10 protein-coding genes are annotated in these 13,253 nt (G+C 43.7%); all 10 read right to left on the bottom strand.

Features of this window, described 5'->3' with window-relative positions; all coding sequences use genetic code 11:
• Positions 1-3: 3 nt before the first annotated feature.
• The 10 genes from U0035_RS19325 to U0035_RS19280 all read right to left on the bottom strand — a co-directional run bounded on the left by U0035_RS19325 (position 4) and on the right by U0035_RS19280 (position 13,240).
• On the bottom strand, positions 4-516 hold the full coding sequence (locus tag U0035_RS19325) for a methylated-DNA--[protein]-cysteine S-methyltransferase (protein ID WP_114790585.1): 513 nt from the start codon (positions 514-516) through the stop codon (positions 4-6).
• Positions 517-678: 162 nt separating this feature from the next.
• Positions 679-2,964: an alpha-L-rhamnosidase-related protein gene (locus U0035_RS19320; RefSeq protein ID WP_114790584.1), complete on the bottom strand. Its 2,286-nt coding sequence runs from the start codon at positions 2,962-2,964 to the stop codon at positions 679-681.
• A 148-nt stretch (positions 2,965-3,112) separates the two neighbouring features.
• Positions 3,113-3,952, bottom strand: coding sequence for an exonuclease/endonuclease/phosphatase family protein (locus U0035_RS19315; protein WP_114790583.1), 840 nt, complete (start codon positions 3,950-3,952; stop codon positions 3,113-3,115).
• An 18-nt stretch (positions 3,953-3,970) separates the two neighbouring features.
• Complete coding sequence (locus U0035_RS19310; protein WP_114790582.1) at positions 3,971-4,918, bottom strand: sugar phosphate isomerase/epimerase family protein; 948 nt, start codon at positions 4,916-4,918, stop codon at positions 3,971-3,973.
• Positions 4,919-4,937: 19 nt separating this feature from the next.
• Entirely contained in the window at positions 4,938-6,014 is a 1,077-nt protein-coding gene (locus U0035_RS19305; protein ID WP_114790581.1) for an SGNH/GDSL hydrolase family protein, read from the bottom strand.
• 52 nt (positions 6,015-6,066) lie between these two features.
• Positions 6,067-6,699 (bottom strand): BACON domain-containing protein, encoded by a 633-nt coding sequence (locus tag U0035_RS19300; RefSeq protein ID WP_114790580.1) that lies wholly within the window; start codon positions 6,697-6,699, stop codon positions 6,067-6,069.
• A gap of 12 nt (positions 6,700-6,711) precedes the next feature.
• Positions 6,712-8,217 (bottom strand): RagB/SusD family nutrient uptake outer membrane protein, encoded by a 1,506-nt coding sequence (locus U0035_RS19295; protein ID WP_114790579.1) that lies wholly within the window; start codon positions 8,215-8,217, stop codon positions 6,712-6,714.
• 5 nt (positions 8,218-8,222) lie between these two features.
• On the bottom strand, positions 8,223-11,363 hold the full coding sequence (locus U0035_RS19290) for a SusC/RagA family TonB-linked outer membrane protein (protein ID WP_114790578.1): 3,141 nt from the start codon (positions 11,361-11,363) through the stop codon (positions 8,223-8,225).
• A gap of 209 nt (positions 11,364-11,572) precedes the next feature.
• Positions 11,573-12,610, bottom strand: a complete 1,038-nt coding sequence (locus U0035_RS19285) for a FecR family protein (protein ID WP_114790577.1) — start codon at positions 12,608-12,610, stop codon at positions 11,573-11,575.
• A gap of 51 nt (positions 12,611-12,661) precedes the next feature.
• Positions 12,662-13,240 carry an RNA polymerase sigma factor gene (locus U0035_RS19280; protein WP_162817830.1) on the bottom strand — a complete coding sequence of 193 codons (579 nt, stop codon included), beginning with the start codon at positions 13,238-13,240 and terminating at the stop codon, positions 12,662-12,664.
• Positions 13,241-13,253: the final 13 nt, after the last annotated feature.

Raw genomic sequence — 13,253 nt, 5'->3', positions numbered from 1 at the left:
AGATTAAAAAAGTGTCGGCATTTTATGGCCATTTTCTATACCCAATAAAATTGATTTGTTTCCAAGACCACCTGCAAAACCCACGAGCTTGCCTGATGCACCTACTACCCTGTGGCAGGGCACAATGATCGCAACAGGGTTTTTATTTAGCGCACCTCCTACGGCCCGTACTGCTTTACTGTCTCCCAGCTGACGGGCAAGCCCGCTGTAGGTTTGTGTAGTGCCGTAAGGAATATCCAATAATGCTTTCCAAACGCTTAACTGGAATTCAGTCCCCTGCAGATCGAGCGGTATGTCGAACACCTTTCTTTCTTTTGCAAAATATTCTTTGAGCTGTTTTTGCGCTGCCACCAGTATGGCATCTTCTTCGTCCTTAACAGCGCCAGGCAATTTAGTTCTTGTATAATCTTCCCCTTCCCATAAAACGGCCATTAAACCCCTATTGGATGCTATCAACCTGATCAATCCAACGGGCGACGAGATGTCTTTATATACGATGAGTGGGTTAACTTTCATTGGGGTTTCAGATATATTTACGTTTCAATAAGCCCGGAAAAACAGCAAGCTACGAAAAATAGTGATCTCTCCTTTAGCCACTTCAATAAACCTGAAACGAATAGCTCCCACTTAAGTTAACCACCCACACTAATGCATTAAAAAAAAAGTAACACCTAACAATTACCGACCGGCATTTTTTATGATAAGGCTATGCTTGCCCGATCCGGCATTGATGATCGCAAAAGCTCCATGCTTTTTAAATTGCCGTTCTTTGCCATCCAACAGCAATTTACTTTTCTTTCCTGTCAAGGGCAGCCATATCTCGCCAGTTGTATTAGCAGGAAGGTTCACTTCCAATAAAAAGCTTTCGCCTGGCTGATTAGTAAATAAGGCAGTTATATCTCCACGAATGGTCGGCACTTTTATAGCTGCTTCTTTAACACCGGCGGGCTGCGGCCTGATGCGCACTTTAGAAAAACCAGGCTCTATGGGCTCTATGCCGAAAAACCTTCGCGGAATCAAATGTGCGGGAGCAGCGCCCCAAGCGTGATTCCAGTCTTGGTTGGGCTTGTATTTATTATCCCATGCTTCCAATGTAACGGTTGAACCAACTCTTATCATATTATACCAGCTCCGTTCCATCGTAGATGCCAATAGTTCGAGGCCATACGCAGCATCATTGGCATTGTAAATAGCTTCCAGTAAAAAATGAGAGCCGTACACACTACAGGCCATTTTCCTGGATTTTATAAAATCGGAAACGGCCTGCCTGTTCTTCTCCGGCACCATTCCAAAAGCCATGGGAAACATATTCGCGTGCAGTGAACTATGCTCCGTGTCAATACCATCTTTATAAATGCCGGTTTTAACATTCAGTAAAAGCGCATTAAATTGCTTCTTTACTTTTTCGGCCTCGGCCCTGTATAACTGCTGATCCGCGATGTTTCCTAATACACCAGCTATCCGGCTCATTAATTGCAGCGCTTCGTAATGATAGGCGTTCACCACTGTATTATATGTAGTCATCACATATCCATCAGATTCGCCAGGCTCCTGCTTCTCAGCACCTACGATACCCGTTTGTGGCCAATCAACAATGTCCCTGAAATTCTTTCCTTTAAAGTGAATGCTTTTATAAAATTCAGGACTTAGCTTCCCTGTCCTGGATGATATTAACCCATTTTCTTCTTTCAGCGCCATTAATGTTTTAGCTCTTAGATCATCATAACATTTGGTGATAGATTGCCGGTTGCCTGTATGCATGTAATCGGCCCAGGCCATTATCAGGGTTTGCAGATTCCATTCGGTTGGCCAGGTTGCGTTATAAATCAGGTACTCATTAGAATGGCGTGCCATCGAAAATTCCCGGTCGGTATAATAATGTCCCATTTGATTGATCAATGCATCTGCTTCGTAAGGGATACGTTCCCTGTCGCCATCTACATAGACTCCTAAAAAAGACGTTGCTTTAATAGAGTATTTACAAAGCTCCCAAACCTTATTCAAAACGGAATCTGAAGAATAAAATGTGGCAGCATTGTCATTAAAAGGATAATGAACGCTTTGTCGCACGACATCCTGGTCTTTAACCTTTCCTGAATAGTTTTCCAGCTCACAATAGCGAAACGGATACACTTCTCCTATATACCCAGGCATCAATACCGGATCAACACCGCTTTCATTACCCTTCGGCAACGTATTCCGGGGATCTGGTCTGAACTTAATGGTATAAGTATGCTGGCCGGCCATCAATGGCAATTTATAAACGGCGTAACGAATGGTCCCCCCGGGTTTACGATCAACCTTTGATCCGTTACTATGCTCACCCAAATGAACAATTACTGTATCTGTGCCGGTTTTGGAACTCAGTGTAAGCTTTAGTTTTCCAAAAGCCGCTCTGCCAAAATCTACAAAAGTTCGGGTCTTTGTATCCTGCAATAGTTGCACAGGATATTCATCCGTTATTTGTAATGGATAAGTTGCCGTTTTACCATCCAGTTTAGAGGCGGTAATAAAGCTTTTTATGGGGGAGAATACACTCTCTTGTCCGTGATTGTCCCATGTCTTTACTTTCCAGTAATATACTGTTGAGGGCTCTAATGCCCTACCATCATAACGAACAGCAATGGAGTTATTGCTTTCGGTCTTCCTGCTATCCCACACATCTGCTTCATCCTTAATCAGCTTTTCCCAGCTGGACGCCATCAATATACGATAGGCGGTCTGCACCGTATTGGGCGTTTCATTATTCATTACCCAACCCAAACAGGGCTTGGCATTCCTTATAGCCGGAACCTGGTAACGTTCAATGGCTGTGCGGGTTTCAGGTAACGAAAGCGTAGTCAAATAGCCATCTAAAAAAACTCTGTCCGTATGTTCCAGCAAATCGGTGGTTAAATTTGATGGTGGCTGGGCATTACCAGACTGCGTTAATATTAAAGCGATTAACAAAAAGATCCTGTGCATATATGACAATCGTATAATTGTGAGCAACCAAACGGGGCATTGATATCGAAACATTCAACCAACACCCTGCCAACAAAAATATCCATAAATTATATACAACTGTCCTGCCGTGTCGGTTGGCCACTTATTGAATGCCTGGCCGTTCAGACTACCAGGTAATAAGAACATCTGCTAATATGGGCAGGTGATCCTGGTCGTTTAAAGTAGTGTGGGGCGCCGAAACATTCATGATCTTGATGTTCTTACTGGTAATAATATTATCAATATGACGATCGGGGCCATCCGTCATACGATCTAATATCACCGTAGAGCTGGTAGGAAACCAGCCCTGCGGCCCCCCATTGGCAATATTAAAACCAGATTTTTTGAAATCCAGGATTTCAGCGTCAGAAGCGTTCGTGTCTCCAAAACAAATAAAATATTTATACTTCTCCAATTCTGAAGTGATCGAGTCCAATGCAGCGGCATGTTCCTCCTTCTGCCAGGGAATATGCATCGATATCACCTGGATCGTCTGGCTACCCACTTTGAGATCACCAATCAATGCATAGTAATCCTGGAACCAATACTTCTTCCTAAGATTGGTTAGTTTATAATTCGTCGCAATACCATTGTAGATCCAGCTATGTGCATCACCAAAATAAATATTGTCATAGTAGGGTTTTAGCAATTCGTCACCCGCAATAAACATACTATCCCGGTCAAAATAATAATTCCATTCCTGTACTGCAAAAATATCAAGGCTTTGCTCCCCTATCCATTTTTTCCAACGCTGCAGCTCTTTTTTTATATAACCGCTTGTCACTTCCTTATTGTTGGGATAATATTCCTTACCCTTCGCTTCCAGTCCACCTTTCATACCCTGGTTAAAGTGACCGACATTATAAGAACCCACTCTTAATTTCAGCGGCAGCCCATCCGGAGATTGCGCCATTGTTACCATTGTACCCAATACCAGTAACCAGGAAAAAATTATTTTATTTTTCATATTTTTTTAATCGGATCCTTACTTATTTTCCGCTTTGTTCATAGATTGTATAAATGCCTGATACAAACTTTCATAACAGGTTTTAAACTCGATAACGTCCTTATACTTGCATTCATACATAAACGGGCCTTTGTATCCTACAGCATTAATGGCCGTTAAGATAGCTATCCAGTCGTTATGCCCCTGCCCGCTACAGGGGAAGAAATGATTTTCTGCCTTATCGGTACCATCTGCCACATGCAAGGTCTTGAGGCGTGGCCCCATGGCATAGATCAGTTTCTCAGGGTGTTTTATATGATTCAGATCTATTGCCGAGTAAATATCAGCGGGAAGCCTGTTCATCATTTCTACAGACTCCCCCACTGTACGAAAAAGTGGACGTTCCCGTGTTTTATCGCGCAATAATTCCGGGCCGAACATATTCTCTACGACCATCGTAGCATTAATGGCTTTAACTGCTGCATTTAATTCTACAGCCGATTTTATCATCTGCGCCTTCCGAAACTCCCTTTCATTAAGCCCCAGGAACCAGCTGGGATGAAATAAGATGATCTTTGGTTTTAAGATCTTGCAAAAGCCCAATACTTTTTTATGCAGCCCCAATGCCCTCAGGCGTCCTGCGCTATCTGACAGGGAAATATCAATCAGCCGGCCAAAAGGCATATGTATCGACCATATTTGTATTCCTGCATCATCAGCCATTTTTTTTGCTGCTTTTACCTTGTTGATCATTTCAGCGTCGGTCAACAGGAAATTACCGGCACTATCTATATAGCGATTGATAGACGTTTCGATATAGTCAATACTATTAGCTTTTGCTTTGGTTAGTATTTCAGGAGTGATCTTATCCAGTCCAATGGAAAAACCAAGGCTCAATCGTTGTGGAGTGGACTGGCTCCGGGCTTTTGAATGAAACAGGCAGCTGCAAAACAGCAGTACTGTTAAATAAAAAATTTTTTTTGACATACAATTGAAATAAAAATGTTTATTGAAGTATTTTGGCCATTTCTGGTTTGATTACCTGTAGCATGCGGTCAAATCCCAGGTCATTGGGATGAACACCATCCGTTGTACCTTCATGATCGCGTCCTAAGAGCTCGTCTCCCCTGATGAGATACAGGTTTTGAACGCCTTCTTTTTTCAGCTTTTCGAATTCAATCCTTGTGTTTTCATTTTTTAACCGGACCACCTGGTTGATCACCGAATCAAAATTGCCGCTTTCGCGTGGACCGGTTTGTACCAGTATAATCGGCGCAGCCGGATGCGCTGCCCTGATCGCTTTCACCATATATGCTGTTCGCTGTGTAATTTCTTCAGGACTGGGATTGGCAAAACAATCCAGGACAAAAGCATCCGCCCGGATGGTTGCCACCATATTGGCAACTACCTTTTCCATTTTACCGTTTCCGCTTAAACCCAGGTTGATAAAGTCAATGCCCATATCTCTTGAAAGTCTTGCCGGGTAAGCCATTCCCGGCCTGCTGGCAGATGCCCCCTGCGTAATACTGGAACCATACAAAGCCACTTTCTTCTTCGTATAAGGATTTTCACCTTTAGTAATCTGGTAACCGCTATCGATCCCAACGGATAAACTTTTCACTTTGTCATATAGGGGCAGGTATAGCAGGCACTCCTTCTCGGCTTTGTTCATATGCTGCACTAACACATACTCGTTGCAAGCTCCCTCCGGACGTCCTACTCCCGCAAATTCCCATACGCCATCCCGTTTGATATACAGATCGAGGCCTTTATTCATGATGGGCGTCATGTTGTTTCCAGGCTTTGAATCCGTTACACACCATTTAGCCGTAATACGCGGGCTATTAGTTTTAAAGCTGATCACCAGCCCGGCCGAATGCGTCAGCAATCTTTTAATGACAGGCGGAAATTCCGGATACAGCGCCGTATCGATCCGATGATAGCTTTTGGAAAGGGGAAAAGCCTGCCCGACCAGATTCAGGTCAAAACCATCGGTATATACCAGCGATGGCCTTGCGGGCTGTTGTGCATGTAACGCACACGAAACAATAACGGAGACCAGTAAAATTATTATTTTTTTCATCCTTAAAAGTATTAAATAGCGTTTTAAGCGCCAATACCAGCTCTTTGTTACCTTAAGGCTTTGCCTGGTTTACTGACAACGAATCGCGCGCTATGGTCCCCAGCAGATCTACATAGTTCAGGTAGATCTTTGTTGTACGGGCTGCAGCCGTTGAATTAGGCGCCACATTAAAGATGAGCTGATTATCGATGATTTCCAGATCAGAGATCCATGTATTACCGTCTCCACTATAACCCAGGTTCATCTTATTCAGGGGTAAGCTGGCATCGATACCCGTGGAAACAGTTCCGCCGGCCACACCCGGAGCTACAGCAGTCGCTGTGATCGCTATTTTGGGAGTAATCAAACCTCTCTGTCCAAGCTTAAGTGTATCCATTTTTCCGGCAGCCTTAAAAACCAATGTTGCGGCGCGCGGATAATCATCGGTATTAGCGGGTACTTCGACTATCGCATAGGCGGTACCGGAACCTGATCCCTTCTGCACAATCACCCAGGGTGCGTTGTCTCTATTCTCCATCGTCCAGTTATGATCTGAATACACCACAATCTTAGTAGTATCAGCCGGGGCATTCAGGATTATAAACCTTGAGTCAAGCGCCAGATCGGTATTAAAAGTTGTATCCTCTTTTTGGCAACCTGTTACCAGGAGCATGCCTGCAACAAGAGCTAATATTATTCGGTTCATAAATTGTCGTTTTTATTTATTGTATGCATCATTAGTCAATATGCCGCCTGAACGTTCCACCTCTGCTTGCGGTATGGGGTAGTACTCATGGTAAGCACGCAGATTTGTTTTAATAGCTGCCACTTCATTAGCGGTAGTGGCGCTTACGCTTTTAAAGAAATCGCCCCAACGCACTAAATCCCATTTGCGGCCATACTCACCAAAAAGTTCTCTTGCACGCTCTTTTTTCAGCTCTTCTAAAAACGCCGCTTTACCCGGATAGCTGGCCAACACAAAGCCCGCCTTAGCTCTGGCTTTTACTTCGTTGATAGCAGACATTGCTGTTTCCTGGTCTCCATTTTCATTAGCTGCCTCGGCCAACATCAGCAGGGCATCGGCATAACGAAAAACTTTCTGGTTATTATTATCCTGTTGCAAACTCATGTTAGGGCACCAGAATTTGGGACCCGGCCATGGTTTGCCTGTATAATTATTAGATTTGGGACGGTTGAACCATACTCCGTTCCAGGTATAAGCCAGCGTTGTATTCCTTCTTGGGTCTGTAGTGTCATAAAGCGAAGTAAAATAGCCGGAAGGTGTAGCTGCAGTAAATGTAGTGGTAGTAGTGCCCAGCTCAGGAATGTTAACGCCATCATAGACAGAAGAAGTTCCGGAAGCCCTTGCCGGCGTTAACTGCGTGGCAACATTGGAAATTTTAATCGTTCCCGAGTACTGTACTTCAAAAATAGATTCGGGCCTGTTTTTATATCGAAACCAGGTATCAGTTAAGGGGTACTGTGACAGCGCCCCGTAGATCGTCTTTATTTTTTGCATGGCATCAACACATACATCCCATCTTTTGTTCCAGAGCGCCAGCTTGCCAATCAGCATGTACGCTAAGGGAGCACCTATTCTATTATTCGCAATCGAAGAGCTTTTTGTTTGTGGCAGGCTGGGAGCCCATTTCTGAAGATCAGCGATCAAACTATCCCTGGTAGCCGCAGCCGGCATCCTGCCCATTTGTGCTACATCCATCAGCGCATCAAAACTGGCACTTGCATCGGCTGTATAGTAAGGAACATCCTTAAAGGTACAGGTAAGTATATAATAATATAATGCACGCAAAGTAACTGCTTCACCAATCAATGCAGGCTTCTTGGCAGGGTCAATAGCTGTTGCATTTTGGATACCGGCAATAGTAGCATTGCAGATCATAATACCACTGTAGGGATTGGTCCACATATCATCCCCGAATCCGGGGTTAGAAGGAGATATTCCAAAAGATTCGTCAACACCGCCTGCGCCAAGATAAGCCAGGTCTGTGGTGTATTCTGTCATAAGCATCAGTGACCCCCTGTATATATTGGTAAGTCTCAAATAACAGGCGTTTACAGCAGATTCGGCCTGAGCTTCCGTCTGATAAAAGTTGTTAGCATTAATAAAGCTCTGAGGTTTTTCCTCCAGAAACTTGCTGCAACTACTAATACCTGCTCCAATAATAAGGAGTACAGCAAGTGGAAATATTTTTATTAGTTTCATAGTATCTAAAATTTAAGTTCTGCAGTAAAAGTGAGAGTCCTGTTCGGAGGAAATGAACCGTTGTCTATACGACGCAGCGTGGAAGAAGTACCGCTGGTATTTACTTCGGGATCATACCCTATGTAATTTTTTAAGAGGAAAAGGTTGCTTCCGTTTAACGAAAGGGCTAGTGATTTCAACTTTGACGCTGTGATTCTTGCCAGGTCAAAAGTATAGCCGATTGACGCCGCTTTAAAGCGCAGGAAACTGGCATCATACACGAAACGGTCGTTAGGGATATCATCTTTCGAATCAGATCTTGGAATATCAGAACCAGGATTGCGCACCGGGTGATACCTGTTTACCATCATTTGCTGCTGGTTTTGAAGGTATACCCCTGTCATATTAAACATGCCGCCCGGGTAGTACATTTCACCGCCTACTGAATAATTGAGGTAAATAGACAGGAATGCTTTTTTATACCGGAATGTATTTTGCCATCCTCCATATAGATCCGGGTCTGCATCTCCAAGCATTACCAGGTCATCGCTATTCATTAATCCATCCCGATTCTGATCTACATAACGCTGCCGGCCAACAGATAAATAGGCAGCCGATGCTGATACATATTGCTTGTCTGTTGCATTCCTCGTGATTTCATCCTGGCTTTTCCATACGCCTGCATATTGAAAACCATAAATCGCATTTAGCGGCATTCCGTCCTGGTAACCGTTGATCATATATTGCGCACCATAAGTGTAGGTGCTGGTAACCACCCTGCCCACTAAGCCAATATCTTCTACCATTTGTTGATTATGTGCAACGGTAAGGCTGGTAGCCCAGGAGACATCTCTTTTACGTATCACATCATAATTTATTGTTAGCTCAACACCTTTATTAGACGTTTTACCAAAGTTCATTAACCTGGATGAAAACCCGGTTTGCGTGGGTACCTGCACTGTCAGCAGTAAATCGGAAGTGTTGCTCTTATAAGCCTCGAGCGTAACATTAAGCCGTTTATTAAATAAGGACATATCAAGGCCGGCATTATAAGTAGTTGTTTTTTCCCATTTCAACCCTGAATTGGCCAGTCCGGTCGGATAAAATGCTACCGGCTGTGTTCCCCCGAACAAATAGCCCGATGTGGTAGACCCCAGGCGATCTAAAGACTGGTAACGTGCAATGGCATCATTGCCCGATGTGCCTGCACTTAACCGGAGGGCCAGCTCAGACATCCCCGAATGCTTCATGAAGCTTTCATTCAGTACGTTCCAGCGGATACCGGCAGAAGGAAAATAGGCCCATTTATTATTAGCGGCAAAATTAGAAGCCCCGTCCCTGCGTAAAGTAGCGGTTAGATAATATTTTTCTGCATAGTTATAATTTACACGAGCCAGGTGTGACATGCGGGTCTGGAGTTCTTTTGCACCGCTCACGCCGAGGTTCGCTTTGTTCGGGATAGAACCAATATCCCAAAGTGCCGTTTCGTCGCTGTAATAACCGCTGCCGGTTACACCAATTCTGTAAAAATTCTGTTTCTGCACGGTAAACCCATACATGGCATCGAGATTGTGCCCGCTTTTAAAACTATGTTTATAGGTGAGCGTATTTTCATTTAAAATATTATCGTTCTGACTAATACTTTTGGATGTCGCATTGCCCGTGGCAGCACGACTGGGCATTGTAGACAAAATCAACGCATCAGTGTTGATGTCCGATTTGGAGTAAGACACTGAAGAATGTGCAACAACACCTTCAACCGGCATGAGGTCCAGATACAACATGGTATTCATGGTACCCGTACCGGTTGTATTCTTTCTCATGGTAACCTCATGCATTGGTAAATCTGATACACCTCCTGAGTAGTTCTGCGAGTTCCAGCTATTCAGCGTTCCGTCAGGGTTATATACCGGAACAACGGGAGCAACACTCGTAAAAGACACACTCCAGTTGTTATAAGCGCCCAGGTAGCGTAAAGGCTGCTCCTGCTTTGTATTGGAGTATGCCATACGAACGCCGGTTTTTGCATATTTGCTAAATGTCTGGTCAAGGTTCAGGCGGAACTGAAAACGCTTCATACCTGTATTAATAATAACACCCTGGGCATCATCATAACCACCCGAAAGGTAGTACCTGGTATTTTTATTACCGCCCGAAGCACTTAATAAATAACTTGAAAAAGGCGCCCTGCGGGTGATGGTTTTTTGCCAGTCGGTTCCTTCTCCCAATGACAGCGGGTCAGGATAAGGATAATCTTCCAATGGCTTTGTTTGATTAGCTGTACTGGCTAAATAAAAACGATCGTTCATCAACTGTGCAAATTCAGTGGCATTCATCAGGTCTAAATAACCTGGCATTTCAGCAAAACCACGGGATACTTTGAAATTGAAATCGGTCTTTCCTCCCCGGTCTACACCGCCTTTAGTAGTAATGATAATAACCCCGTTTGCGCCGCGTGAGCCATAAATAGCAGTGGCAGACGCATCTTTTAAAACGCTGATACCGGCTATGTCTGAAGGGTTCAGATCATTCAGGTTGTTGATGCCGTCCATTACACCATCTACCACGTATAAAGGCTCGTTGCTGGCTGAAATGGAGCGGGTACCGCGGATACGGACGGTAGTTCCCGAACCGGGCGTTCCATCAGTAGACATAAATTCGGCGCCTGCTATTCTTCCTGCCAACATTTGATCCACACGCGTAATCGGAATATTTTGCAGATCCTGCATTCTTACAGTTGACACGGCCCCGGTCAGATCTGTTTTCTTTACCGTGCCATAACCAATAGCTACCACCTGGTCTAATGATCTTTCAACCGGCTTTAAATCTATTAATAAAGACACATCAGAGCTGGTCTTCAGCGTGTAACCAATCAGTGTTTGAGGTTCGTAACCAACATAAGACACTTCAAAACTGTAAGGTCCACCCAATGTAAGGTTACTAAATTGGAACATTCCCGAGGAGTCTGTTTTTGTACCCGTCGTAACTTTTGCCTGGGTATTAACCGCTACTACCGTTACTCCCGCCAACGGCGTATTATTCTCATCTTTTACCTGCCCTTTCACCACCGCTTGTTGCTGGGCAAACAGTTGCGCATGGCCTGACAATAAAAAGATGATACAGAAGATTTGGGGTATTTTTTTAAGCCCCGGTTTAAATAAGCTCATCCGAAAAAATTTTAATTACACAGCTTTATACGATTGATAGGAGCCAACCCCTTGGTGGTAATAATTGTTTAACATTGGAAGGAAAAAATGGTATACAGGAAGTGTTATTGGGTGATGGCTTAGCGCTAGAAAAATAAAAAAATGTGATCCTCTTCCCCGTAAAGGCCGGATAGCTACGCCCGTGGAGGCTATTACAAACAACAGAAGTACTAGTTTTTTTTTACACTATACCCCTCGTTTGTTTTTTCAATCTTCAGATCATTAAGCAATGCAATAGACTGCAGTATATTGTCAGGACTATCTTCTTTTTTAAGCCTTGCTGTAAAAGTCATATTGCTTAATTCGGCCTTATTATAAATGATGGTTAAATGATACAGCGTTGAGAACCGGTCGAATACGTTTGCAAGCGGTTCGTTCCGGAACCAATAAGGGTGCTTATTACTACTATCGGTCGCCGTTATCTTAGTATCTGCTTTTTTACGCGGAGTTGTTATAGCCTCTATGGCCCCGGTTTCAAGAGCTTTGTTATACCGCATCGTTTCACCAGGCTGCAAATAGACCTCTTTAAAAGCTGAGCCGGCACGTAAAGCTTTCACTACCACCCGTCCCTCTATTAATTCAACTTCAATATGCGCATTTTTTTCATGAGACTTCACTCTGAAAACCGTACCCAGCGCTGTTGTCGAAATAGTACCGCTATTTACAACAAAAGGCATTTTTTTATTTTTAGCCACATGAAAAACGGCTTCGCCTCCAAGCGATACGCATCGCTTATCCGACATGAAAGTATCGGGATACGATAAGGCACTACCGGGCATCAATTCTATTTCGGAACCGTCATTCAGCCTGAATATCATGGAAACCTTACCGGTATTGCTTTTCACTTGTTGTTTAGGGATTCTTTTCGTATCAATAACCAACGCCAGGGCGTTATGAGTTACAGCCGGCTTTTTAACGGCATACCAGCTTAATACCAACACTAGCAAAACAGAGGCCGCGACCGCCCATCGCCTGACGTAAAATACCTTACCTTTTTCAGCATGGGTTTGATCGCGGATTTTTTGCCAGATACTGCGTGATACCCTTGCCGAAAGCCGGTCTGTTTGTTGAAACGTTTCCCATTCGGCCTCCGTCATGTATTCGGCTACCGCTTCCGGATTTTCTTCCAGCCGTTGCGCTACACGGGCTACTTCCTCAGCACTACACTGTTGTAAAAAATATTGCTTTATGTTATCTTTTGTATGCAAACTGCTTTTCGCTAAGTTATCCTGCTTTAATGTATACGTTTCAGAAACGCCTTACCCTTGCCGGAGAACAGAAAATAGTATTAAAATTTTAAAAAATAATAATAAAACCGCTGGAAGGCTCTCTTTCAACTGCTTTAAAGCTTTGGTAATATGACCTTCAACCGTCTTTTTTGAAATGAGTAATATTGCCGCAATTTCGTTATGTGATAATCCTTCAATCCGGCTCATTTCAAAAACCCTTTTTCGAACAGGCGGCATACTTTCCAGGGTCTGACTTAATACGGTTTGTATTTCCCCCGTTTCAATCCGCTCTGTAGTATTGTTTGAAAAAGAACCGGCACCCTGCTGTTCCAGCTCTTTTATAAATACGGCTGAATTATTTTGCTGGCGTAAAAGATCGATCAGGGTTGTAGATGCAATACGGTAAATCTGGGTGGATATCGTAAACGCTTCATTCAGGCTTTCCCTGTAGTTCCAGAGTTTGATGAAGGTGATCTGAACCGTTTCTTCTGCCAGGAACGCAGACCGGGTTTTCGAAAAAACAAAAAAATAAAGTTTTTCATGGTATTGATTAAACACCTGTTGAAAAACAAAGCGGTCTCCATTCCTTATTGCAGTTATGCTATTCAAACCGGCGCAAAAA

The sequence above is a fragment of the Niabella yanshanensis genome (assembly GCF_034424215.1).
GTDB lineage: Bacteria > Bacteroidota > Bacteroidia > Chitinophagales > Chitinophagaceae > Niabella > Niabella yanshanensis.
This window is presented reverse-complemented; position numbering and strand designations above follow the sequence as displayed.

Excerpts from the sequence above, each read along its gene's own strand:
- U0035_RS19325 (WP_114790585.1), bottom strand. The coding sequence starts at position 516 with ATGAAAGTTAACCCACTCATCGTATATAAAGACATCTCGTCGCCCGTT.
- U0035_RS19320 (WP_114790584.1), bottom strand. The coding sequence starts at position 2,964 with ATGCACAGGATCTTTTTGTTAATCGCTTTAATATTAACGCAGTCTGGT.
- U0035_RS19315 (WP_114790583.1), bottom strand. The coding sequence starts at position 3,952 with ATGAAAAATAAAATAATTTTTTCCTGGTTACTGGTATTGGGTACAATG.
- U0035_RS19310 (WP_114790582.1), bottom strand. The coding sequence starts at position 4,918 with ATGTCAAAAAAAATTTTTTATTTAACAGTACTGCTGTTTTGCAGCTGC.
- U0035_RS19305 (WP_114790581.1), bottom strand. The coding sequence starts at position 6,014 with ATGAAAAAAATAATAATTTTACTGGTCTCCGTTATTGTTTCGTGTGCG.
- U0035_RS19300 (WP_114790580.1), bottom strand. The coding sequence starts at position 6,699 with ATGAACCGAATAATATTAGCTCTTGTTGCAGGCATGCTCCTGGTAACA.
- U0035_RS19295 (WP_114790579.1), bottom strand. The coding sequence starts at position 8,217 with ATGAAACTAATAAAAATATTTCCACTTGCTGTACTCCTTATTATTGGA.
- U0035_RS19290 (WP_114790578.1), bottom strand. The coding sequence starts at position 11,363 with ATGAGCTTATTTAAACCGGGGCTTAAAAAAATACCCCAAATCTTCTGT.